This is a genomic window from Paenibacillus sp. GCM10028914 (assembly GCF_042666275.1).
Classification (GTDB): Bacteria; Bacillota; Bacilli; order Paenibacillales; family Paenibacillaceae; genus Paenibacillus_AQ.
This window is the reverse complement of record NZ_JBHTFO010000018.1, coordinates 569276-593144: the sequence shown is the minus strand read 5'-3', so window position 1 is coordinate 593144 and position 23869 is coordinate 569276. Positions and strand designations below refer to the sequence as shown.

Sequence of the window (23869 nt, the reverse complement as noted above, 5' to 3'; positions counted from 1 at the left end):
TAGATTGTCTGGTAATCGGTTTTTCGATATTCGAGAATCATATTGTTAATTACATCAACTATTTCGTTTATTCTTTAAAATACTGCTTTACTGAACCTTTACCCTCTGTAATTTCTATTTCAGCATATGCGCCGTTTATGAACGTTATTTGTGGTGGAACATGGCCACAATCAATGTCATAGACTATAGAGATCTGCAATTCCGCTGAGAGTTCGATGTATACATCCTCCACTGTAAAATTCTCAACTGGTTGATTTGCTTCGCTTCTACCAAACATGAGCGCCGTACAATGGTCAAACCAACCTGCTAGTTTCATCTGAACCAATGATCTGCGTAAATCGGTTGTTGATAGTTCACAATTTTCTAAATACCAAATTATCGGTTCATTATGAATATATTCCTGTTGAAAATATCTCACATCACCAAATGGAGTCCCAATCAGATGCCTTATCACATCTATACATCCGCCAAGTAAACGACCTTCTATTTTCATCTTGGTATTCGGAATTGCATTCCAATATGTCTGCTCTGTTAAGTGAAAAACATATGGAGAAGTTTCAGTGTGATTCCATTCCTTTTGATAATACTCTGACGAATGTTGAGTAACTGATTCCCCAATCATGGTTGATAATACAGAATGCCACATCGCTGTTGTGTTATCGGAAAGTTCTCCCCTTAAATCAATAAGATTCGTACCATGAGCCGTAGCTAAACCTGTTTTTAAGGTGATTGCTAACAATAATACGCTAATATCTGAGTAGCCTAAAATCCACTTTATCTTTAAATTCTCAAAATCTATATGCTCAAGTATTTCTATTAATAGTTCTCCGCCCCATGGTGGAATAATCAGATCAATCTGATTATCTTGCATCATTTCATTAAATTCAGTTGCACGAGTTCTTGCGGGAGAGGACTTCGTCTTATCTTGAGTCCATACGGTTTCTCCACAGATTACGTTGAATCCCTTGGTCTTCAGACGGCTACAAGAAAGTTTCAATAGATCATGAAGTTCCATTCTTACACCAGATGAGAGGGCGGTTGTACCTATCGTTGCTCCTTCTTCTAAAACCGGATATCTAATCACATCAAGTCTCCTCCCCAGTAGTTATTTTATTGTCAGGTTCGACCTATCTTTATGGTCTTCTTACCATAAATCTATCAGCATCTTTAACAAATCCATATTGTTCATACAATCCATGAGCATCGGCAGTACCTAGAAATCCCGATAGGTCTTTAAGATCTTCACTTGATATAATGGTCTCTACCAGTCTTGTACCAATTCCTTTACCTCTATAAAGATCCTCTATGACGACATCACATAGCCAGTAAGTAGTAGCCCAATCAGTAATTATTCGAGCAAAGCCAATCTGCCGATTCCCATGATAAACACCGAAACAAAGTGATGTTTCAATGGATTTATTTATTCGTTCTATCGACCTTTTATTCGCCCAATACGTCTGAGCTAATAACTTATGTATGGTTTCATAGTTTAAGAGGGTCTTGTCTGTACTTATCAAATAGTCATTGAATTGTACTTCCATACGTTCATCCTCCTTCACACTTTTATTACTAATAATATTTATTTGTTCTTTAATCCACGGTATATCGCTGTGCGCAATTCACTGGCATATTCGGTTAATAGTGGCATCTCTGCATCCATTGCTTGCTGGATCGAAAGCTCAATATCATAAGGAACACGAACGAATTGGACGCTAAAAGGTGCAGGAGATGAATCCTCGTAACTTCCCTCTAATATGACATAAGAAGCTTGCGTTATCTCTAATGGGTTACCTACGCTTCCGGTATTTATCAATGTCTTACTCTGAAGATGCTGCATATATGCATTATGGATATCTCCATAGATAACCACATCCGCTTCAATGGAATTCATACATAATTCGGAACTACTGAACAAAGATAATCTTGTTTCATAGGTATCCCAAGGTTGAACTCGTTCATATAAGCTTCTAGGAGATGCGTGAAAAATCCTTATATACTTGCCGCTCATCATAAATTCGAAAGTGAATGGTAATGAGCTTAAGTAAGCTAACCTTTCGGGTCCCAGATTTTCTTGATGCCATTTTAGCGCTTCATCATGCGCTGGCTTGGAGATGAAATCGTCCCAATTTCCTTGAATCACCTTTTCACATCTTTGTGAGATTAGATCAACTACTTTATCTCCGCTTGGACCTTTCCCAATAAGATCACCCAAGCAATATACGGTTTCTATGTTTCTGTCTGATATATCTTCTAGGACAGCTTCCAACGCTGGCAAATTACCATGGATATCTGAAATAAAAGCGATCTTTGTTAACATTCTGATTCCTCCTATCACATCAAGCCTGATTATTCTCTAAAATATATTGTATTCGCTCGATCCATTTACCTTCTTGATCTGCAATTATCGTACTCCAATTTAAATCCTGTGGAACTTTCAAGTTTTTCTCTTGATCATCTATAAATATCACTTGGATATTGGGTTCTAATTTTGAATTCACTACTTGATAAATCGCAGCATCAGGCTTACAGCACCCTACTACACTTGATATAGTCATACTTTTTAAGTAGGGGACAATAGGTCTTAGTACAGGCAATAACCATTCTTCGCGATGATTACTAAGGAGATGTACATCCGCATGTTGACTCCACTTAGGAATATGCTCGAATGCCGGTAGCGTCTGAAGATGCTTAAACAAAACGGTTCTGGCATGGGGGATTTCAATAGCTGAGGACTTTTCATTAAGCCATTGCCAAAATACTTCTTCGGATAATATCCCTGACCAGAATAACTCTCTTATTTCCAGATTAAACATCGATTTAAATGCGTTATTAGAAGCGCCAGATAGTTCAGCGATCTCATTCCAGAATAATGGGGACATGTTGGTTATTAACACACCTGCTACATCTAACACTAATTGATGTTTGGTCATATTGCTCCCTTCATGAGTTGCATATATCTATGGTTCAAACTGTAGATTGGCATCAATTATATAATTGTCTGTCAATACAGATCCCGAGTCAGTAAAAAAGTGTACTTCTTTCGTATTTCGATCTCCTTGAAAAATCATAGTACCATCGGGCCCATGTTCTAAAACTATTGAAGAAGCATCTTTCCTAGGGGAGTTGTTCACTTTCGATATGATCCACTCAATTTCCGTCTTATCTGTAATTGTAACGACCTCATCGTTCCCGAAGTTCTCCAATACGATTAAACGATTATACGTTGTATCCATGATGGGACTGTCCGATAAAAAAAATAAAACAATAAACTTCCCAATGCGAAGATTATAAAAAATGCAATATACTTTAGATTCTTCATTACTTCCCCTGCAATTCTATGATTTTTGGTAAAGAACAACCCAGCCTGAGATTGCAATTGCCTTAGACTGGGTCGTGTAATATTGTATGTTGTTAGGTTGGTTGTATGTTTATGCTAACGTATTTCCATTCCTTCAAAACACTTCAAGAGCGCCAAGGCTTCTTCATGGCCTGGTTCCAGAACGAGTGCCTCTCTCGTATATTCCAATGCCTCTTCATCTAATTCAAGCTCGTAACAACATATAGCCAAACAATAAAGAACGGTCGGTACAGGCTCATCTTCATCTGTCTCTACAGAGATCTCTAGATAATGTTTCGCATCTTCGTACATATCCATCTCGAAGAGCAAAAGCCCGGCGTCCAATGCTAGATCATAGCGCTGCTCCATCTCATAATACGAAGACCACATGATGTGTATGCCTGTTTGGATATCCTGCAGCTCTTCAATGTTGGCTTCGGGAAGGAGAGTTGAGATCCGCTTTGCGCTCTGGATGAAGAACTCTGCATCATACCCACCCAAACGCCAAAACGCCAAAATTTGTTGCAGTCCCATCGTATCTATGCGCGGGTCTACCCACTCCTTCATACTGAAGAAATCATCTGGACCAAAGCGATCGATAAACTGCCGGAAAGCGAGCCGGGTATTCACATAACTCATCGGCTTATCTAACATGAATATACAGCCAACATTAATATTTTTATAATGGTGGGTGGTGAATAGGGTGTGTGCACCTCTTTGCTCAAACACATGCTGCAAAGCATGATAGTTAGCATTAAACGAGAAACTGCCATGACGAATTAATTCAGGCGGCTCTGCGAACTTAAAGTTCTCGATTAGGTGATCACCTTTATCAGCCGTGAGGAGGAGAAACCCTGCCTGAGATAATTGATTTAACCGCTCCAAGCATATCAATCCAGCCTGAGGAAACAGAATGTGCGAATCTTCAAGCTCCTGCTGATAAAGCGCGATTACATCACGATACGGATAGTTCACAGCTTCATATTCAGGCGCCCGGCGATGTTCGTAACTAAGTTTCATAAGACTTAGAGCTTCTGATGGTTTCAGAGACTTTGCCTCATCAGGAGTCTCAACTAAAACATCACATTCAAATATCTTTCCATCCCCGACATATATCAACTCTTGCGGAATACCATCAAAAAAATAATTAGCAATGATAAGAAGTGGCTGCTTCAAATCTCCTTGCCGTATAGTCGTATTGGATACGACCAAATTTAGTTCCGTATCATTCACGGCATCAAACCGCGCAAAATCCACCAATCCCTGCTGTATATAGGGTTGAAGTGCAGGATGATTCCTCCAAGCGGTAACATTTTTCATAGGCAAGTCGGTTATAACGTAACGAAACGGGGGGATAGAAATCCCTGCATAATCCCTCAATTCACACAACTTATGCAGTACATGATATGCAAATCGGCCTGCTCCAGCACCAAGCTCCACAATAGTTACCGGTTCAGAAACCTCACCTTTGTCTGCCTGATCCCGAAGAAATCCAAAAATCATTTCTGCATAGGTTGTAGCAATCATCGGATTGCTCGTTATATACTGTGGAACCTGATCATTATTCCAAGCTTTCATACCTTCTTCTTCATAATAATTACGTTGTAACTCCCAAATCGGCGCATCACTGAAGCGGTAGCGTTGTTGATTAATTTCTGTCATTCCCAATAAACCTGCTCTCTCTATAACATTAAGATCAATCTCTAGAATCGTACCATATAAATGGCTCGTACCCAAACCAAGAGTTATTCAACTACCTTAATGTTCATTATATTTCACTAGGTTTCCGGACTCTATCTTCTTATCTATGATATGTAAAATATGCTCTCCAAGAGCCTCTGTAGTAAGTAATTGTCCTGTTTCATGCGCTTGTTTAAAATATTTTGCCATTTCAAAATCTTCGTCACTTTTTCCTCTTGCCGTAATCTGCAGATCAGTTTCAACCATTCCAGGATCAACTGAAATAATTTCGACAGGGGATTGGCGATTAGCTTGTTCTATTCCAACACACTGGGTGAACATATTTATGCCAGCTTTTGCACTGCAGTACACACTCATCGCAGGTGCTGGATAGGTCCCTGAACCTGATGATATATTAATGATTTTTCGTCTAGAATGTGTATGATCGGTTTGATTTATGAAACAGGATGTCAATACAATCGGAGCGATTAGGGTCGTTTGCATGTGGAGGTTTATTTCTTCGGCTGTACATTTATCAATAGTCTTCAGTGGTTCAAGCATGGCTGCATTATTAATGAGGCATATCATTTCCGTGCTGGTAAGATCCATTTGGCTTAGAATCTCACGAATTAAGGTCTCTATTCCGGTTATATTACTCAAATCAAAATTGGTATGTGAGTAATCCTTATACTGGTTTAGAACATTCGAATTTCCTCTTGAGATACCGTGGACACAGTCCCCTCTCTCAAGCAACAACTTGGCTAATTGTTCGCCGATTCCCCGCGACGTTCCTGTAATAATGAAATGATTTTTACACATAAAAAGTGTTCCCTCCCCATCACATTTAATAAAAGACTTTTGATACTCCCTTCACATCATCCATGTTGTTTGCTGGTGCTATATAATTCAATCCATTATTGTTCTCATTAGGCCTATAAGCATTAAGATACTTGAAATCTTTCGTGGTTTCTATAAATATCACCAACTCATCCTTTATCCTATATCCCTCATATCCTACGATCCTTCGTCTTAACTCATAAGTTTTAGCGTTTAAACGCTCACGTAACTTCTCTAAAGGGTTTCTAGAATCTTCAAGTTTTACCTTTCCATCGTCTTCAGGTCGATCTTCATTAAAAGCGAGATGATTAGATACTTCAAATCTATTACCATCAATTTCTACCGTTCCATCAATTAAATGCTTCGAGAACAGCCGCTTTTTCATCGTAAGATTCAAAGTTATACTTACTGGTCTAAATTCGTCATCACTATACTCCATTGCAGAATATGACCGGGAAATTTCCTCAGGACTATGATAAAAAATTAAAAATATTGGCACACCTACAATGAACAGCCATATCAATCTCATCCTAACTATTGTTCGAACGGTGTTCACATCCTTACTCGTAACGTCTGAAGTGATAATTCAGCTAGAGGGAAATGAGTCTAGGTTGTTAGCAGACATTAAGATGTTCCCCTAAGGACTCGATCAGTTATCTTTCACTTACTAACCAGGATTTTGCCTCTTCTGGATCAGCATAAAAAGACAAATTCAATATTAGGTTTGATTTTCTTATTTTTCTCTTCAGTCTCCAAATATTGATGCCGGATAAACCAACGATGGATATCTTATGAATATGGTTGTTTAGTCGCTTAATATTCTCAACAAATGCTATCAATACGCTGTCGGATATCGAAGTCTTGTAAAAATCCACCCAGATTTTTAATCGTCGATTTGTCGCTGTAATAAACTCTTCCTCCTGTTTCATCAAATGAAAAAGAGCTTCTTTATTTTTATATTTGTTTCCATACTTCAGACAGTGGATTTCTCCACCCTTGTAATAATACGGAAATATTGAGCCACCCGGTGATTTCATTGATATCACTCCTTCGATATAAGGATGTATGTTAAATCATACGATTATCAAACCGGAAGATTAACTTATAATTATCATTTGTTGTATCTGCGTACTCCTCTTGGTAAGATCCTGAAGTGTAATGATTTAATGTTCTTCTCCAAAAGGATTGAGCTCTCTTGTTAGCATCTCCGGGATTAGTCTGTATTTCCCATGTCCCCTTATGGCTATTAAACATTTGTATCGCTGCAGCTTCTGCAGCACCTTTACCACGAAATGGTCTTAACATAAAAAACTCATTCAAATAATACTCACTTCCATGAGGGGTGTAGGGTGGCGTGGCTACGAACGCAAATCCTGCTGGGATTTCATCAACCCTAATTAAATAGGGAAACAGTACTGATTCATTCTTCCACCAGACATCAAAAACTTTGTTTTGGTCATTTAAAGTCATTGTCTCATCATCTTCATAAACACCATATTTATTTGGCTTCCATCCCCAGATCTCAGACAAATCATGTAAGTATAGCGGATATAGATTATTTACAATAAATTTTGTAGATTGATCCGTTAAACGGATTGAAACGTTCAATTTATTCCCTCCTCTTTCAAGACTGGCATGTTCATAATAATTGACCTTCTTCTACTCCTGAAAAATATCTCTTTTAATCCATCTCAGCTTATAAGTATCCTGCATTTCTTAGGTAGCTTTCCATTTCCCTTATTGTTCTCTCGAAATATATGTTGTCATGTCTTCCATAATTAAAGAAACCGTGTTCCATTCCTTCGTAGGTAGTAAATTGAATGTCACTTCCCATTTCTCTCATTCGATCAGTGAACTCTTTATTTTGATCATAGTCATCGTCCGCTGTTCCACACATCCAAAGTGTTGGTGGCAAACATGGCTTTATATGATGTATTGGAGACATACTTTCTGATATTTCTACCAACTCAGGGAAAAGACGAGTCATAATGTCTGTTGCATCCATGACTGCTGCATACACAATTAAAATATTAGGCACATGATCGGTAGTATTGTCTTCATCGTCTAGTTCTGAAAACATAATGGACGAAACAGCAATATAACCCCCTGCAGAAGCGCCACAAACGATAACTTTACTTGGATCCACACCTAATTCTTCACTGTTCTCCCTTACCCAGCGCACAGCAGATTTCACATCACATATAGCTTGTACTGGAGTGAATTTCTCATCATGCCCATTTCGATAATCCACACATATCGTTACTAACCCTAGAGTTGAGAAATATTTAGCTTGATGTTGAAACTGTGTAGGTGTTAGGGGTCCCTTTTTAAAACTTCCTCCATTGAAAAATAAAATCACCGATCTATTGGCTCCATAATCTTCGGGATTGAAGATATACAATGATAGGTTTCGACGATTTACCACCTTGTAAGTCTTTTGGATCAGAGGATAGTCAAATTCAATAGCTCGCATATTATCATCTCCACTCACTTGGATTGAGAGCTTAATAGAATTTCAAAAGTTCTTTGTCAATCTCGTCAATGTAACCTATGTTTTGTTCTCCATCCCAGAAAACAATTTCATCTGCTTCATCATTTTTTACGAAAGGACCTCCGGCCAGTTCCCATTGCTGTTTCCAGGTATTAAAGAGAAGCAAATAACCTTGTCTGCTTTTAGCAACGACCAGAGCATGGGTGATGGGATAATCCAAGTTTGTTTCATCTAACTGATCTTCGGAGATGGAGATCAACTCTTCAAAAATATCACCATTTTTGTTTATACAAATCGTCATTAGATAACCCCTCTCATAATATGATCCGTTGTTATAAGACTTTTAATAAAGCGTATTTCTATATTTTTTGTATCTGTACCAATATGTATATATCTCTTTAAATCCAACTTTCTCATATAATCTCAGTGCTGGTGAATTACCTTTGACTACTTGTAAGTAACCATGAGTGGCCCCATTCAGCTTAGCCCATTTTAAAATATGTAAGATTAATTCTCTGCCATATCCCTGATTCCTAAATTTGGGATCTGTAATAATATCATACAGACCAACGTAATTTTGTTCGATCACACCGAACCCACATGCAACTGGCATCAAATGATCATAAAGTACAAAGAAGCCTTTTTTCAGATACGAACTAGACAATAAATTTCTTGTGATTTCTACATGGGCACTTGAAAGATTATTAAGAATTCTCAAAACATCTAACCATTCGTTATTAATTTCATTATGTATGCTCACATTGTTTAGTCTTGGTTCCTCGATTAGTGATAAATCGACGGTCTGCACACTCGTAAGGTCAATAATTTCGTATTCACGCTGGGCTAAGATGCTATCTAATTGGGATGGTATAACAAACGGAGTTATTTTAAAGACCGTATCCAATCCATTCTGCGAATAAATTGTTTCGCATCTTCCAATCTTCTCTTCAACCCCCTGATCATTACCTTGATAGATTGGGTTAATAGAGTTCGATCTTTTCGTAAATCCATTCGCAAAACGCAAAAGCCATCCATCATATACGAATGTCTGTAATGCTGGCCAACCATTTAGAGAGTATTCTTCTATCTTTTTATACATGAAACACACAACCTTAGTTATATATTTCCCCTGCTCTTAACTGTACGAAATAGACTATCTATTCTTTCTTTCCTTATATTCAGCTATAGCTGATACTAATAAGTCCCGATTGAAATCTGGCCATAATGTTTCTGTAAACCACAGCTCTGCTTGTGCTGATTGCCACAATAAAAAATTACTCAGCCTCTTCTCTCCACTCGTTCTAATGATGAGATCAGGTGCGGGACATCCTTTTGTGTATAAATAAGATTCAAATATCTCCTCAGTCATTTCGCTTAAATCGATATTATCTTGTAAGCAGTGTTGTATGGCTTGAATGATATCTGCCTTACCACCATAATTCATGGCAAAATTAATGATCATTCCGGTATTCATCTGAGTCATCTCTACACTTTCTTGCATGATATCTTGTATTGCCTTTGGAAATTTAGTTGTATCTCCAATATAACGAATTTGCATATTCCCTCTCTTGATTTCATCTATTGTTTCCTTTTGAAAAAAAAGCTTGGGAAGATGTATTAAATAATTGACTTCTTCTTCAGGTCTAGTCCAATTCTCAGTTGAAAAAGCATAAAGTGTAAGGTACTTAACTTTCAATTCATGACAATTTCGAATAATCTCACGCATTGTGTTCATGCCAGCATAATGACCAGAGGTTCTTGGTAATCCGCGTTTTTTAGCCCATCGTCCGTTTCCATCCATCATAATCGCTATGTGCTCGGGGATAGTTTCCATTAATACCTCTTCAGGGATTGTATGATTAGATTTCTTAAACAGCATCTTTAGACCTCCTACTGATTTTTGAGTTTATCTCTAATTTAATAGTATTTATTATTTTTCTTTATCAAAGACAAACAACAAGAAATACTCCTTTTTCTCTGGATCGCTATAACCAACATCTTCTGAACAAGATGTCAGGTAATATTCTGTCCCTATTTGATCAGCCCTTGGCCCGCTTCGTTTACCCATTTGCATGCAGGTTGTTTCTCTTACACCTTTATCTTGTCCCCCGAATTCATCCCATGTATTATCGTATGCATATACAATTCTCTCACCATCAAACTCAGGATCAACAAAAATTGGATCACCTTCATCCGTATAACGAGCAAGAGTAATCTTACTTTTATTTTTATTCTGATAATCCTCGAAGAACTTTTCCATTTTATCCACATTAGCTAGACCAGATGGTCCTGCAACAACATATCCTTGTTCTTTCGCCTCACCGAAAGATAGATTTGAGTGCAATGAATTAATCTCATCACTGGGTCTAGAATTACAAGAAGAAAGCACAAATAACATGATCGTCAAAATAACAAATCTCTTCATCATCGCTCACCTCCACTGATCACGATTTTCAAGAAATTACGCGACAATTTTCTTCAACGTATTTACTCAAATATGCTTTTCTCAGAGCCCCATCCTCTTCTATTCTCGCATCTAATACAGATGATGTTTGATTGATCATCTTATTCCCTGAAAATATACTATGATGATTGTAGCACTCTTTTTCATTGAGTATTTTCTCTAAGCAGCTAGGTATGTTCGAAGCAACGCCAAGGTTCTCAGGATGTAAAATCCAATCGATCTCCTTCCAGTCCAGTATTCCTTCTTCTGTTATTCTGGGGGCCTTATACGGATAATCCTCAGGCAAGTCAGCCAAATATAAATACATCCCCCCGAAGCCCTTGCCATCAACTGTTGTCCAAGTAATTAAACCTTTGAATTGAATGATCGGAGGGTCGATTTCGGTTTCTTCAAAAATTTCTCGCACAACAGAAAGTCTCGGTTCCTCGTTCTCTTCTAATTTCCCGCCTACTCCATTCCAACATCCCATCCATGGTAAAGACTCTCGATTCAACAATAAAATTTTCGTACCCTGTCTGATTAAACATAAATTGTATTTAAGCATATGAACTCCTTTGTGCTCTTCTAAATTGCTTGATAGCTAGAGTCATTCTGAATAACTCTTATTCTCTAATAAGTCTTTCTTTTTGTTATGCTCACGTATTTGAAAAGCAAGTTTATACATCTCGGCTATATCATATCGCTTGATCTCTTCAAATCTCTTGATTGCCTCATCAATATCAACTAATTCAACGGCGATCACTTTCTCACCATCATCAGGATTCAAAGGTTCTCCAACAATCTTAACTTCACCATGTCCAAGAAGCCTAACGAAGTTGGGATGAGGAATATGAGATTTGTAAGGTGTTTTGGCACTGGAAACACAATTGAACTGACCAAATACATGATATGACAATAGCTCAGCTCCAAGCTCCTCCATCACTTCCCGTTTTAAGCCGTCAATGTATATCTCTCCTGCTTCTAAAGTTCCCCCGGGAAGCTCCCAATTTCCATTATCAATTTGAAAAATAACACATTTACTTCCACTAAACGGTATGATACTTACGTTACTAACCATGCTTTCATCAACGGTATTCGTAAAGGCAAAATTAGACTTCACAATCCCCCAATCAATCAAACCGGATAGGGTTGGATATTCATTTAAATCAATTATTTTCATATCTCTTAATCTCTCCCTTTCCTTCTCTATCATGATCGCATATTCAATAATATACCATTTATTCCTAAGTGTGATACATAGAGAAGAAAGAGTAAATAAGTGCGTTCATCTTGGTTTTTGACAGAAACAACATATTCTTTTCATCTTTAAATAGCACTTGCATAAAAAAAACGCCCTAGCCATGGGCTAGAACGCTTAGTAACCATCATCATAAATCACTTCTGTTCCTGCAATATAATCATGAAGTGAGCGTTTATCTTCTCTCACGCAGACCATAATGATACTTGCGATTAATCCGATTCCAAAAGTAAATGCATAAACTAAACCTCCAACCATGTTACGTAATAGCATGGTGACAAACCCAGGAGGCATATGGTCGTTCACCTTTCGGATACGTATTCTGCATATACGCTTCCCTATGGTATATCCATTCCAAAATACAGGTAACAACAGTGAATATAAGAAGCCCAAAATATCAGTGACGGATTCTCTATCAGTTCCACCATCAATTGATAGAGAAAGTATGCCTAATGGGATCCCAACGATCAGGGCATCTAACAATTGAGCACCTAATCGGATCCAAAATCCAGCTTCCCTCTCCATCCTATCCACTCCCGACTCATTGTTACTCGATTTTCTTGGAGCCCTCTTCGCTAATTCTATTCATGTATATTCTCTACATCGACGTATTATCCACTAATCGATATGTTTAGCTAAAAAAACAAGTCTGCTAATTTCTTCAAAACCATTTTTTAAATAAAATTGTTCTGCTGGAATATTTCTGTTCGTAAGTAACGCTATGTCTGTAATTCCATCTTTGATTAAGATCCGCTCAAGATATTGAAGCATCTTTGTTCCTGTCCCTGATCTATGTCTATCCGTTCTTACACACATTTCATTAATAAAAAACTCATCACCACTCCACAAGGGCTTGTTTACTCCAAAAATAAAACCATCTACAGTTTCGTCTTGTTCTGATAAAACCCCAATAAATCCTGGTGTATTTATATAATTCTGTAGATATAGTTCAGCACGATCCATGGTCCACTTTTCATTCCAAGGTTCTTTGTTGAATACATCAATGAATAAATGAAGACATTGTACTAAATCATTAGGTTCATATTCTCTAATATTCATAACACGAGCTCATCCTCACTCATTTTATTGTACAAGTAAATTCACTATACGTTGTTAGGTGACTTGTCTCTTCAAGTTCCTACACTTGTATTTCATATTGGTTATTAAATATTATTATTGGTCCTTCCCACTTGGGAAGAAACGATTCTATCTTTGTATATCTTCCATTACTATATTGTTGTATGACAGATTCCCAGAATATCTGAGCAACATAATTCTCCTTCTCCTGCTTCACTTCCCAGTTTCCCTGATGATTATCAAAAATTTTTATCGCTGCTTTCCTTCCTACTCCTAGCTTTCTCCACTTTCGCATTATAAAAAATTCAGCAATCGTATTTGTCTTAACATCAGGCTTCCGATCATAAAGACTAAAGTTATTGATGAGAACAAACCCCGCTAAATTGCCATTCACTTTTACAAGATAGGGAATTCTACCTTCAACTTCATTGCCATGCTCAGTCCAGTAATGATCCAAATACTTATAACCGAACAAACCCAAAGAACACGGATCTTCATTACTAAATTCTGTCGCGTCATACTGGTAATACTCCATCAGATTCCTTATGATTGCCTTTTCTGTCTTCTCAGCTCTTCGAACTTCTATATTTTCAGTATTATTCATGTCCTTACGTTCTCACCTTAATCTGGATTTATTTGCGAAGTAGACCGCCAATGCATTAAATTCAATGTGCAAAATACACGATAATAAAATCGATTCTGTTAAATCTGTAATTGCTCCAAAAACAATTCCCCCGAAAAAAGCAAAAACCATATATCTTATACTAATTAAAGATAATCCATAATATTGTAGATGAGAAATAGCAAATAGTAGGGCAGAAATAATCACGGGAACTGTCACCGGCATATACATTACTTCTAAAAACACACCTGAATTTAAATTCTGATTTAAACTGGGAAGGATTAACCCTCTAAAGATTAGTTCTTCAATAATTGGATATACAATTATAAAATTGATTATGTTGAATTTACCAACAGGATTATATCCCGAAAATCGAGATAATAAGTAATTGGCAAAAACAATTACTAAGAAAATGGGCATTACCCTCATAATATTTGCTGGTAAACTGAAGATATAATTATCCTTATAAAAAGGAACCACAATCATTATGATAACTGCCCAAAAATAAATACTGTAGTTTTGCAGAATCTTAGACGATTTAATACCTATTTCAACAAACTTATATGAAAAAGTAAGTAATAAAGATAATATCAAGACTTCGAACATTGTTTACCTCCAACTGATACTCTTCGTCTAAGAAAATAAGTTTTGTTAAAGGGCGATCTCGACTTTTTCGAAATAGCTTAAACCATTAATCTGAATATCATTTAATATCTTTCTTGCTTCTTTTGGCTGCTTTATAATAATGATCTTTTTGTCCTTAGATTGATTCTTTAATTTATTTATAATATTAGCCCTTTTATCTCTTCTAAAATTCCAAGCATACTTTATTAACTGCCAATCAATCGACTCTGGACAACCTTCATTTAAATCTGGTCTGGTCTTGCCATGATATTGTATTCTACGTTTTATTACTCTGTATGTCGTAATCAACGGCGATAAGTCAAAGAAAATAATAACATCCGATGCATGCATTCTTACATCCATTGTCCCACCATAATGCCCGTCGATAATCCAATTATCCTTCAGTACTAATTGATTAATAAATTCAATCCATTCGTCCTTACTAGTCTCTACCCATCCTGGCTTCCAATAATAAGCATCTAAATGATACAGCGGTAATTCCAATACCCCTCCGAGCCTTCGAGAGAATGTTGACTTCCCTGATCCAGGTGAACCAATTATCATTATTTTCATCGATTTCCCCTACTATTTGCGCTTATCTCATTAATATTGTAATCATTAAATAAATCGGTTATTTCATTAGAAGTTTCACTTATAAATCTCTTGATTCGATCTGCAGTAAAATATATCGGTGATATTAATGGCTCATTTTTAGGATCCTGGAACCACTTCACCTTAATATCTCTGAATTGATTGATTTCATCTAGCGTAACAAAGGGGCTTATCTCGAAACCTCTTGCTTTTAAAAACTTTCTTAACAGTATGTCTGAGTTCTCTACATCTCTTGTTAGATTAAATTCTAACTGACTAACTTCATTGTTATAGGTCTTTCTTAAATCGGTCTTCTCACCTTTATACTCACTCTCAAACTCAGCGTATATGGTTTCCGTCCATCTTAAATCGGTGTATATATGTGAGAAGTAACCTATTACAAAGTCCTTCCATTCAGACTCTGATTGCATCAATAAATATTCTTTTAACTTCTCCATAATAACTTCTTTAGCCGGAAGGTTATTGTTTTGCACGAGATGAGTAAGTCCTTTATCCTCTCTAGTTATCTTTCCTCTCATATGTATGGCATCAGGAGATATACTTCCTAACAAAAGATTCGGTGAAGAATCTCCAGTATATATTTGATCTGAGATGGCTAAGTGAACCATTGTCCAAGGCAATTTATTTCCTCCTTATTAGCGATAAAAGCAATGGTAACGCTTATATGTTGTTATATGATGTTTGTGTCCTCCACGTTCCAGCTACACTAATTACACCTTAACCTTCAATTCCTCATACGCCTCTTTTAACCAAGGATGAATTACTTTTAGGGTTTCTTTTCGCTCCCATAAGAAATTAATATATGAAAATGCTCCGTGTGCTAACGATTGTTGTAAATTTTTATTGAGGTCATGAATATAAGGCGGTTCACCTTTCTGATCCCATTTAATTTTGTCAGCTACAAATAATACCTGATCCAGCACTGTGGAATCTGATCTTAATGTGGTATGGCAACCCACGGCATTTAATATATCTTGATCCGTCACATTAAAGATATCTTTAGCCATTACCTTCGAGATTTTCTGATGGATAATCATTGGAAATTTCTCTTCTTCAGGCAATACTTCAATTTGTAATTGTCTTGCTACATCTATTCTTTCATGATTAGGAATTACAGCGCTGATGTCATGTAGCCATCCTGCAATCTCAGCGGCATTAGGATCAGAATTAAACAATATAGCGATTCTTCTTGATTCAGAACCAACATCCAGACAATGATCTGCAGTATGTGGACAGTCATTTGATGATAAAAAATTATAAATATCTGTCTTCATATCCCCCGTAAAGTTAACACGTTCTGTCAAAGGCTTGAAAATAGAATTCATCGGCGCCCCCCCTTTTAATTACGGTAATACGTTGTTATGATCCACTATCGCCATCTTCGAATTTCTTTCCAAACCTATGTTTTAAATAATACATTAATCCAGCTCGATCAACATTCGAGAATTGCCTTGGATCTTCTTTCATTAATCTATATATTTCGTCAGTAGTTTCCCATCTGATATCACTCTTGTCATCCCCTACTTCCAAGAGACTGCCCTCGACCTTACATATAAAATACATTCCCACAGAATCAACGGGTCCTCTTATCGTTTGGTATTCACAGTATGGTTCCAAACACTCCACTTCGAAATTAGGATTTATTCCTCTTGTATCGATACGTTTATGACTGCCTTCCACCTCTATGACTGTTAGACCAGTCTCTTCATAAACCTCGCGTTTTAATCCCTCTAAAATGGGTTCGTATAATTCTAATCTTCCACCTGGTAATTCCAACGATACCTCATTAATTTTATTACGGGTTTGAATAATAATTTCAGTAATATCGTTTTCTTTACGTTCAACAAATGCTCGTGCATTAACATAAAACATCTCTTATCACCTTTCTATTCAGGCTATATTTGATTTATTTCTTCTTACTAACATCCTCGCTCCTCCGTCGATCATCGATTTTATTCGTTAGATTGAGTAAACCAATAATAAAAAAAACCATACTAATTGCCCACAGTATACCTATGAATGCAATTGCTACAGAATTATAAATTGAACTCGTATATGATCTGTGGTCTAGTATCCATACCCAATAAAAAGCTCCACCAGAAAACAATAGTAAATGAATTAATAACCAGCCGAATCCATATCTTTTATACTTAATCATTAAGTGACAAATTAAAGCGATTACAGGAACAATAACAATTAGTAAGCCAATTCTTAACAAAGTAATGACTTCTTCCTCAATTAGCACCTACTTCATCTCCCTACTTCTCATATCATCCACCTCTACAAGACAACCCGACCCTAAATAGCTTATCTTAGGTCGGGTCGTATGATGTCAATAATTCTCTTTAATCTTCTACGTTAAAGAAAGTCTCTTTCGTAATTTCGAACAATTTATCTGTAGCCTCTTTACTTGTAGGCTCGAGAACTAGCATTGAAAATATCTCTCTAATTTCATCTATTCTCAATAGAGTCTTATCCTTTGATCTTTCTTCTCTCAAAGAAACGTATAAACTATGCAAACTAACATCCAATTCATCATTCACATCTTCAAATGTAGTTAATTCAGATAATGAGACTGCATTGGAAACACTCGACAACATAAATCTATAAGTGTAATCATTTACTTCCATGCCAAAACTACTCTGAACATTACTTAGTTGATATCTAAATCTGTCATCAATTGCTTTCTGAAGCTCATCGTGTTTATTTTTAACATCAATATATTTGAAATTAATAAACACGAATCCAATTATACATAGTATAAAAAGTAATATAAGGTATGTTCTTTTCTTCATTCTGCTCACCGATTATTTTCCCTCTGAATATACATTATTAAGAATTTCAACTATTTCTGTATGCTCACTCATGCTTAATGTGTAATGTCCACTTTCATCATGATCCGTAAATAGGTTGCCGCCCTCGGCAACCCATATCGATAACTCCTTGGTGTTCCCGCTCTTCAAATTAATTTCTACAGTATAATCTGATGGACCAATGTCGAGTTTTCCGGCATCATATACTCCACGATTTATGGCATTCATAAAGCTATTGATTTCTTGCTCAGGTAGAATCACGTCAGAATCTTCTTTCTTCTGTATCTCAATCTCGCTAATATCTTCCATTCTGATATTTTGCTTACTTCCCCACGTATCTTTAGATACATGATTATCCTGACAACCCATCAGTAAAATGAGCAGAAATATGAGTGTCATGAGAACTTTATTCATGATTCACCTCTAACATTAATTTTCTATATTAATTTAGTCTCTCGTTTGCATAAGTAGCTGCACCTATCATTCCTGCTTTTTCACCCAGCTGTGCCTGCTGAATCTTACATGCCTGACTAGATAACTTTAATGCATGATTAGCTATTGTTTCCCGAACCGTATTTAGTAATCTATCTCCTGCTGCAGACATACCCCCGCCTACGATAATAACTTCAGGATTTAATAAGTTAATTACGTTAGAAAGACCAAAACCCAGTATTCTCCCCGTTTCATGCATGACTTCAATGGCCACATCATCTCCAAGATCATAGGCCTCGGAAATCATTTTTGCCGATATTGTACTTAAATCTGCTCCAACCCAATCTTGTATAATACTACGTTGACCATTATTAAGTTTTTCAATTAATGTATTCACCATACCCACAGCAGAAACGTATCTCCCCAGACATCCTGAACTTCCGCATTTACAAGGACGACCTTCTCTGTACATATTCATATGGCCAATTTCCCCAGCACTTGATGTCTTACCATAAATCACTTTTCCATCATTGATTATTCCTGACCCTAACCCTGTTCCTAAAGTAATTAATACTACGTTTTGATAACCAATCCCAGAACCATACCGCCATTCACCATAGAGATTTACACGAACATCATTATCAATAAAAATTGGAAAATCAAAAAAAGTCTTCATATGATTAATAACATGTATATCCTTCCAGTTAGGAAAATTAGGTGAAAAGATTGAAACTCCTTCACTAGGATCTAATAGACCTGGAATCCCCATACCCATACACTTAATATCAGATATTGAGAGTTTTGTTGTATCAATCATATCCATGATTATTTTTGCGATTTTATCCAGAACATGCTTAGGTCCCATAGCTGCTTCTGTAGGAATGCTTTTTTCGATTACCGCCTTGAAATCAGAATTAAATATAGCCGCTTTAATATTAGTACCACCGAGATCAATTCCAATAGTAAATTGTTTCATCTGAATTTCTCCTACGCCTCGCACAGTTTTTCAATTTGTTTTTTATGATGATCATCGTGATGAACAAATATTTCTATATATCTATCAAGTGAATATGGTATTTTGTCATTGCCTATCCAAAATTTCATCTCTGGATTGTCTAGCATTCTGAATTGATCAATTAAATATGTTCGAGTTTCTATAAAAGTCCGAATCAATGCTTCTCGATCATAGAATTCCTTCGCTTTTTCCACTGCTATTAAATTGTAAGTGTCATGATCGGCGAACTCAGGAATCTCTGCTTGGTCTTTCATCTGCGGAAGCATAACTTCCAATGTATATACATCCCAATTCCATAGATGAGAAATAACTTCTTTCACAGTCCACTTTCCAGCAGAAATTGGTGTAATCCAAGTTACATCATCAATTGTCTTAACGAACTCATTAAAGCTCTCGAATTGCTCTAATAGTTGCTCATTCATCTTCTTTTCGCCCCCCATTTCTACTATCACAGCTTCTTAGTTAAATAAAGTGCAACGTCATCATCTATCGTAACCGTATCTCCACCTTCAATGTATCGGTGACTGTTAAAAATCCCCTTACCATCCGGTATATACCCGCGCTTTGCATACAATATTTGTGCGTTTCCATAATCTGAAAATAGACCAACACCAATACCTGCAATCTCAGATCGTTCTTTAATGATATCTTCTGCCCGATCCATCAATTTAGAGCCAACACCTAGACGCTGATATTGGATTAAAACATTAAAATCATTAATCTCTGGTATTCCTTTATCTCTAAAAGAAGGATAATATGAGTTCCATAATATGTTCACATAACCAGCGAAAATATGATCAACCTCAGCTATGATCGAAACTCTATTGCCACTTTTCTGCTCCTCAAGATATCGAAGATACAACTCAACGGGCTTATCCCACCCTTGTTCCTTAAAAGCTTTTGAGATAACGACAGGATCGTGTTCATTCAATTTTCTTATATGAATAGTCATAATTTCTTCTCACTTTCAGCTTATTAGAATTCTCTTTCAAATTGTTCTTCAAAAAACTCTTTTATTATTCGTGTAAATTCATCATTGGTTTTGTAATAAACTTCATTAATCTGATTGGGTATAAATCCTAGCTTTATTTCGTTGTTCTCATAAAGACTTATTCCGAAGATATAACCAACGCTTCCTTCTTGATTATCATCAGGCATTAATTCTATATCCTTTATTTTTCTAATCCATTCTGCAATTACTTCATGATCTTCGATGATTTTCTTTTCCCCAGAAGATCCATCTAATAATTCAATCTTATCTATTTCTGTAATATTTCCTGGATAGGCTTCAGACAATGTCATCGTTTTCAAAATAACAGGATCCTCATGTTCCCCGCATCCCGTTACAATTATCAGCAACAAGAATACAATCACTTGCTTCATAATAATCCTCCTCGCTTGTTAAAGCATTATCTTTTAGACGAAAAAAGGACTATGAATGTTTCTAAGGTTTATTTCTTAGATGACTATTCATCTTATTCAACAAAATTCGAATCCAATAATACGTTATTATTAAAAACAAAAATCCACCAGACCCCAAGAGCACTGTTATCCAATTCCTTCTGTTTACTAAACCCAAAGAAACTTCACGCTCTAAATAATCCGTTGCTTTATAGCTGTCAATGATGTCTGGCACATAATTCTTTGTTAATAACATACCTCGAACTATTCCCCACCCAAAATAGGTTAGAACAATTAAGCTTGAAACTATGATTGATTCAATTAATAATCGTTTATTAACCTTCATAAATTCCCCTTCGTATTAGGATTTCGGAAATCTTCATTACAATATTCTATTTAATTCTGTTAGATCTTTAATAATGTAGTCTGGTTTTATATCATCTTTTCTAATTTTATTCTTTCGATTAATCCATGCTGTACGGATTCCCATCATTTGAGCCCCTTTAATATCACTAATTAAAGAATCACCGACATGCAATACCTCCGTATTCTTAAGATCATATCTTCTAAGCGCTTCCATGAATATTTCTGATCTTGGTTTATAAGATCTAACGTCTTCGCTAGTAATTACACCACTAACCTTTATTTGATGATACTCAATAGCAGCCATCACATCTGATGTATCAATATTAGAAATAATATATATAGGTAAATTACATGACTCAATAAACACTTTCGAATCATCAAATATTCCTGGTTCCTGCCAATGTTTAAATTGTTCTTGTATGATATCATCTGCAATACAACTCGAATTAAAATGCTGTATTGTCATATTTAAAGATTGCTCTCCAAGATTTCTTTGATTATCGAAAGATTCACCATAACTGTTCTGAAACATCTTAGAAAATAAATTCCACCAGTAACGGCCTATCTCTTCTATAGAGCATTCCTCTAAAGAGGTGTTCTTGATTTGTTGGCATATTACTGGAATGATCTCATCATCTTCATGAACAACAGTTCCATAAAAATCAAGAAATATAGCTTTTATGGTCATTTAGCTCCCTCCCCTGAATCGCATCCCTCTCTTGTCTTTAAAGCTTCTTCAGCATATGTATATCATTCGGCTCTAAATCGAATAATTCTTCGTCAACTTCATCCGTGATTTCACTGCCACAACTTTTATAAAAATTATAAGCCGACTCCGTCTCCGTCGATGAAATATATAAATACTTTGCACCTCGCTGAGCTGCCTCATTACTCAACATGTTCATGATTGCTGTACCGATTCCTCGTCTTCTATATTGATTAGAAACATACATGAGTACAATTTGTAACTGATCATTATTTCGTCCTCTCAGTTTATGAGCTGACACTCCAAAACCTACTAGACGGTGTTCATCGAATGCTCCGATAGCTCTTCCACCATTTACAATTTCATATATCGTTCTATCTTTAATCCACTCGACATCTTGAACTTGCCAATTTGGGCAATCATGAGGATTGTTAACGACTTCAAGCCCCTTATCATTCATTCGATACGTGAATTCAATTCTTTCAGATCGATCTATTTCTCCTATTTTAGCAGCATCGTTTTTTTCCATATCCCGAAAAATAATCATCCCTAAATTCCTCCTTATTCACTCAGAAGTACCGCTCAAATAATCATTCTGGTGTTTTTTAACAATTTACTGATTATATTATGTAACAGCATTAATCTACATTAAATAGACATAGGGAAATAAACCCAAATCATATCACAAAAATTTATGATTAGTATACAATTATATTAGTGCAGTAGTTACATAATACAAACTAGATAAGGTGTGAATCATAATAATGAAAACTACCGTTATATTCAAAGAAAATGATCAATATTCAATTAAAGCTGATTTATATGAGACAAGCTGTACCAATGCTCCTGTAGTGGTATACATTCATGGGGGAGGGCTGCTTTGGGGTGACCGTGGGGAACTGACCGAAGAAATGACACACCTTTACACTAGCAATGGTTTTACATTATTCTCAATTGACTACAGACTGGCACCTAAGTCTACATTATCAGACATCCTTGAGGACATCCAAGATGGGCTCCAGTGGTTAGTACAAGAAGGCCCAAAACAATTCTCCATTGATACGAAAAGAATCGCAGTCGTAGGCAGTTCCGCAGGTGGTTTTCTTGCTCTTTGCTCAGGAACGTTCGCCTATAAACCACGGGCAATTGTCTCATTCTATGGATATGGCGACATTACTGCACCATGGGCGTTAGAACCAAGTACATTCTATTGTCAAAAAGATATGATCTCGAAGGAAATTGCAAATAGTATAGTTTCCGATCAGATTGTTACAAACGCAAGTGTTGAAGAGCGCTTCCTCCTCTACTTATACGCTAGACAATCCGGTAATTGGATTCAAACGGTAACAGGCTTAGACCCTTTGCTACATAAAGAAGAACTTACCAAATTCTCTCCCATTTTTAATGTGACTAAAGACTATCCACCTACATTGTTATTACACGGAACCAGTGATGTAGATGTACCTTACGAGCAATCCGTATTCATGAGAGCAGCTTTATTAAAAGAAGGAATAACAACAAAGTTAATTACAATCCCTAATGGAGAACATGTATTTGAAAAGGACTTTCATAACCCAACTGTTCAAAAAGCCCTTCATCAGGTGATTGAGTTTTTAAAGACGCATCTTTCGGATTAAAACTGTAAAAGAAACAAAAAAAATCCGGCACTGTAAACAATGCCGGATTTTTTATCATACCTATGAATTATTTGTTCAACTCATGAAAATGAGTCCAGAGATAATTGCAATCTTCTCGATCTTCAACTTTAATCATATTCACTACACTTTCATCACGACCAGCCAGATAATCACGAAGATGCATATCAGAGAAGCCATGCTCAGCAGCATCATCTCTAGTGCTACAATAATGAACTTCTTTGACCCCCGACCAGATAATGGCCCCCATACACATAGGGCACGGTTCACATGTTGCATAAATTATGCAATCTGATAAGTCCATTGTATCTAACTTTTTACAGGCTTCTCTAATCGCTACCATTTCAGCATGTGCAGAAGGATCCGTGTCTCTCATCATTGTATTGCTAACAGCAGCAATAACTTCACCGTCTCTAACAATGGTTGCACCGAAAGGGCCACCAAGCTTGTTATTCATGCCTTCAATCGTTGCATCTACAGCCATTTTCATGTAATCCATT

At 36.5% G+C, this 23869-nt stretch carries 36 protein-coding genes; 1 reads left to right on the top strand and 35 read right to left on the bottom strand.

Annotated features, from left to right (window positions below):
- Positions 1–67 precede the first annotated feature (67 nt).
- The 34 genes from ACFQV5_RS23305 to ACFQV5_RS23140 all read right to left on the bottom strand — a co-directional run bounded on the left by ACFQV5_RS23305 (position 68) and on the right by ACFQV5_RS23140 (position 22261).
- A complete protein-coding gene (locus ACFQV5_RS23305) occupies positions 68–1084 on the bottom strand; it encodes a S66 family peptidase (protein WP_379250491.1) in 1017 nt (338 codons plus the stop codon).
- A gap of 49 nt (positions 1085–1133) precedes the next feature.
- The gene (locus ACFQV5_RS23300; RefSeq protein ID WP_379250489.1) at positions 1134–1541 is read right to left on the bottom strand and encodes a GNAT family N-acetyltransferase; all 408 of its coding nucleotides are present in this window, start codon (positions 1539–1541) and stop codon (positions 1134–1136) included.
- Positions 1542–1579: 38 nt separating this feature from the next.
- Positions 1580–2317 (bottom strand): metallophosphoesterase family protein, encoded by a 738-nt coding sequence (locus ACFQV5_RS23295; protein WP_379250487.1) that lies wholly within the window; start codon positions 2315–2317, stop codon positions 1580–1582.
- A 19-nt stretch (positions 2318–2336) separates the two neighbouring features.
- Entirely contained in the window at positions 2337–2930 is a 594-nt protein-coding gene (locus ACFQV5_RS23290; protein ID WP_379250485.1) for an HAD family hydrolase, read from the bottom strand.
- Positions 2931–2957: 27 nt separating this feature from the next.
- A complete protein-coding gene (locus tag ACFQV5_RS23285; RefSeq protein WP_379250484.1) occupies positions 2958–3233 on the bottom strand; it encodes a hypothetical protein in 276 nt (91 codons plus the stop codon).
- 200 nt (positions 3234–3433) lie between these two features.
- Positions 3434–4999 carry a tetratricopeptide repeat protein gene (locus ACFQV5_RS23280; RefSeq protein ID WP_379250482.1) on the bottom strand — a complete coding sequence of 522 codons (1566 nt, stop codon included), beginning with the start codon at positions 4997–4999 and terminating at the stop codon, positions 3434–3436.
- A gap of 96 nt (positions 5000–5095) precedes the next feature.
- Positions 5096–5836, bottom strand: a complete 741-nt coding sequence (locus ACFQV5_RS23275; protein WP_379250480.1) for an SDR family NAD(P)-dependent oxidoreductase — start codon at positions 5834–5836, stop codon at positions 5096–5098.
- Between the two features lie 25 nt (positions 5837–5861).
- Positions 5862–6383 (bottom strand): hypothetical protein, encoded by a 522-nt coding sequence (locus tag ACFQV5_RS23270; protein ID WP_379250478.1) that lies wholly within the window; start codon positions 6381–6383, stop codon positions 5862–5864.
- A 124-nt stretch (positions 6384–6507) separates the two neighbouring features.
- Positions 6508–6891 (bottom strand): hypothetical protein, encoded by a 384-nt coding sequence (locus ACFQV5_RS23265; RefSeq protein WP_379250476.1) that lies wholly within the window; start codon positions 6889–6891, stop codon positions 6508–6510.
- A gap of 31 nt (positions 6892–6922) precedes the next feature.
- The gene (locus ACFQV5_RS23260) at positions 6923–7462 is read right to left on the bottom strand and encodes a GNAT family N-acetyltransferase (protein ID WP_379250474.1); all 540 of its coding nucleotides are present in this window, start codon (positions 7460–7462) and stop codon (positions 6923–6925) included.
- An 88-nt stretch (positions 7463–7550) separates the two neighbouring features.
- Positions 7551–8327: an alpha/beta hydrolase gene (locus tag ACFQV5_RS23255; RefSeq protein WP_379250472.1), complete on the bottom strand. Its 777-nt coding sequence runs from the start codon at positions 8325–8327 to the stop codon at positions 7551–7553.
- Between the two features lie 31 nt (positions 8328–8358).
- A complete protein-coding gene (locus ACFQV5_RS23250; RefSeq protein ID WP_379250470.1) occupies positions 8359–8646 on the bottom strand; it encodes a hypothetical protein in 288 nt (95 codons plus the stop codon).
- A gap of 42 nt (positions 8647–8688) precedes the next feature.
- Positions 8689–9444 carry a GNAT family N-acetyltransferase gene (locus tag ACFQV5_RS23245; protein ID WP_379250468.1) on the bottom strand — a complete coding sequence of 252 codons (756 nt, stop codon included), beginning with the start codon at positions 9442–9444 and terminating at the stop codon, positions 8689–8691.
- A 54-nt stretch (positions 9445–9498) separates the two neighbouring features.
- A complete protein-coding gene (locus ACFQV5_RS23240) occupies positions 9499–10224 on the bottom strand; it encodes an undecaprenyl pyrophosphate synthase (RefSeq protein WP_379250466.1) in 726 nt (241 codons plus the stop codon).
- A 51-nt stretch (positions 10225–10275) separates the two neighbouring features.
- Positions 10276–10773: a DUF4362 domain-containing protein gene (locus tag ACFQV5_RS23235; RefSeq protein WP_379250464.1), complete on the bottom strand. Its 498-nt coding sequence runs from the start codon at positions 10771–10773 to the stop codon at positions 10276–10278.
- A gap of 25 nt (positions 10774–10798) precedes the next feature.
- A complete protein-coding gene (locus ACFQV5_RS23230; protein ID WP_379250462.1) occupies positions 10799–11353 on the bottom strand; it encodes an NUDIX hydrolase in 555 nt (184 codons plus the stop codon).
- A gap of 42 nt (positions 11354–11395) precedes the next feature.
- Complete coding sequence (locus ACFQV5_RS23225) at positions 11396–11968, bottom strand: NUDIX hydrolase (RefSeq protein WP_379250460.1); 573 nt, start codon at positions 11966–11968, stop codon at positions 11396–11398.
- A gap of 195 nt (positions 11969–12163) precedes the next feature.
- On the bottom strand, positions 12164–12571 hold the full coding sequence (locus tag ACFQV5_RS23220; protein ID WP_379250458.1) for an RDD family protein: 408 nt from the start codon (positions 12569–12571) through the stop codon (positions 12164–12166).
- Between the two features lie 93 nt (positions 12572–12664).
- The gene (locus ACFQV5_RS23215; protein ID WP_379250456.1) at positions 12665–13105 is read right to left on the bottom strand and encodes a GNAT family N-acetyltransferase; all 441 of its coding nucleotides are present in this window, start codon (positions 13103–13105) and stop codon (positions 12665–12667) included.
- 79 nt (positions 13106–13184) lie between these two features.
- Positions 13185–13727, bottom strand: a complete 543-nt coding sequence (locus ACFQV5_RS23210) for a GNAT family N-acetyltransferase (protein ID WP_379250454.1) — start codon at positions 13725–13727, stop codon at positions 13185–13187.
- Positions 13728–13739: 12 nt separating this feature from the next.
- Positions 13740–14351 carry a CPBP family intramembrane glutamic endopeptidase gene (locus tag ACFQV5_RS23205; RefSeq protein WP_379250452.1) on the bottom strand — a complete coding sequence of 204 codons (612 nt, stop codon included), beginning with the start codon at positions 14349–14351 and terminating at the stop codon, positions 13740–13742.
- Positions 14352–14396: 45 nt separating this feature from the next.
- Positions 14397–14942 (bottom strand): DNA topology modulation protein, encoded by a 546-nt coding sequence (locus ACFQV5_RS23200; RefSeq protein WP_379250450.1) that lies wholly within the window; start codon positions 14940–14942, stop codon positions 14397–14399.
- Positions 14939–15601, bottom strand: a complete 663-nt coding sequence (locus tag ACFQV5_RS23195; RefSeq protein ID WP_379250448.1) for a hypothetical protein — start codon at positions 15599–15601, stop codon at positions 14939–14941. The genes ACFQV5_RS23200 and ACFQV5_RS23195 overlap by 4 nt, the downstream gene beginning before the upstream one ends.
- A gap of 90 nt (positions 15602–15691) precedes the next feature.
- Complete coding sequence (gene yqeK / locus ACFQV5_RS23190) at positions 15692–16306, bottom strand: bis(5'-nucleosyl)-tetraphosphatase (symmetrical) YqeK (RefSeq protein WP_379250446.1); 615 nt, start codon at positions 16304–16306, stop codon at positions 15692–15694.
- Positions 16307–16340: 34 nt separating this feature from the next.
- The gene (locus ACFQV5_RS23185; protein ID WP_379250444.1) at positions 16341–16853 is read right to left on the bottom strand and encodes an NUDIX hydrolase; all 513 of its coding nucleotides are present in this window, start codon (positions 16851–16853) and stop codon (positions 16341–16343) included.
- A gap of 34 nt (positions 16854–16887) precedes the next feature.
- Positions 16888–17226, bottom strand: a complete 339-nt coding sequence (locus tag ACFQV5_RS23180) for a hypothetical protein (protein ID WP_379250442.1) — start codon at positions 17224–17226, stop codon at positions 16888–16890.
- A 100-nt stretch (positions 17227–17326) separates the two neighbouring features.
- A complete protein-coding gene (locus ACFQV5_RS23175) occupies positions 17327–17776 on the bottom strand; it encodes a hypothetical protein (RefSeq protein WP_379250440.1) in 450 nt (149 codons plus the stop codon).
- A gap of 12 nt (positions 17777–17788) precedes the next feature.
- On the bottom strand, positions 17789–18208 hold the full coding sequence (locus ACFQV5_RS23170; protein WP_379250438.1) for a YhfM domain-containing protein: 420 nt from the start codon (positions 18206–18208) through the stop codon (positions 17789–17791).
- A 28-nt stretch (positions 18209–18236) separates the two neighbouring features.
- Positions 18237–19202, bottom strand: a complete 966-nt coding sequence (locus ACFQV5_RS23165) for an ROK family protein (protein WP_379250436.1) — start codon at positions 19200–19202, stop codon at positions 18237–18239.
- Positions 19203–19213: 11 nt separating this feature from the next.
- Positions 19214–19663: a DinB family protein gene (locus ACFQV5_RS23160; RefSeq protein ID WP_379250434.1), complete on the bottom strand. Its 450-nt coding sequence runs from the start codon at positions 19661–19663 to the stop codon at positions 19214–19216.
- Positions 19664–19689: 26 nt separating this feature from the next.
- Entirely contained in the window at positions 19690–20172 is a 483-nt protein-coding gene (locus ACFQV5_RS23155; protein WP_379250433.1) for a GNAT family N-acetyltransferase, read from the bottom strand.
- A 44-nt stretch (positions 20173–20216) separates the two neighbouring features.
- Entirely contained in the window at positions 20217–20624 is a 408-nt protein-coding gene (locus tag ACFQV5_RS23150; protein ID WP_379250431.1) for a hypothetical protein, read from the bottom strand.
- 400 nt (positions 20625–21024) lie between these two features.
- Positions 21025–21696, bottom strand: coding sequence for an HAD family hydrolase (locus tag ACFQV5_RS23145; protein ID WP_379250429.1), 672 nt, complete (start codon positions 21694–21696; stop codon positions 21025–21027).
- Between the two features lie 37 nt (positions 21697–21733).
- Positions 21734–22261 carry a GNAT family N-acetyltransferase gene (locus tag ACFQV5_RS23140; RefSeq protein ID WP_379250426.1) on the bottom strand — a complete coding sequence of 176 codons (528 nt, stop codon included), beginning with the start codon at positions 22259–22261 and terminating at the stop codon, positions 21734–21736.
- 217 nt (positions 22262–22478) lie between these two features.
- On the opposite strand from ACFQV5_RS23140, the gene ACFQV5_RS23135 reads away from it, so the two are divergent.
- A complete protein-coding gene (locus ACFQV5_RS23135; protein ID WP_379250424.1) occupies positions 22479–23351 on the top strand; it encodes an alpha/beta hydrolase in 873 nt (290 codons plus the stop codon).
- A gap of 67 nt (positions 23352–23418) precedes the next feature.
- On the opposite strand, the gene ACFQV5_RS23130 is transcribed toward ACFQV5_RS23135, so the two are convergent.
- Complete coding sequence (locus ACFQV5_RS23130) at positions 23419–23868, bottom strand: nucleoside deaminase (RefSeq protein ID WP_379250422.1); 450 nt, start codon at positions 23866–23868, stop codon at positions 23419–23421.
- Position 23869 lies beyond the last annotated feature (1 nt).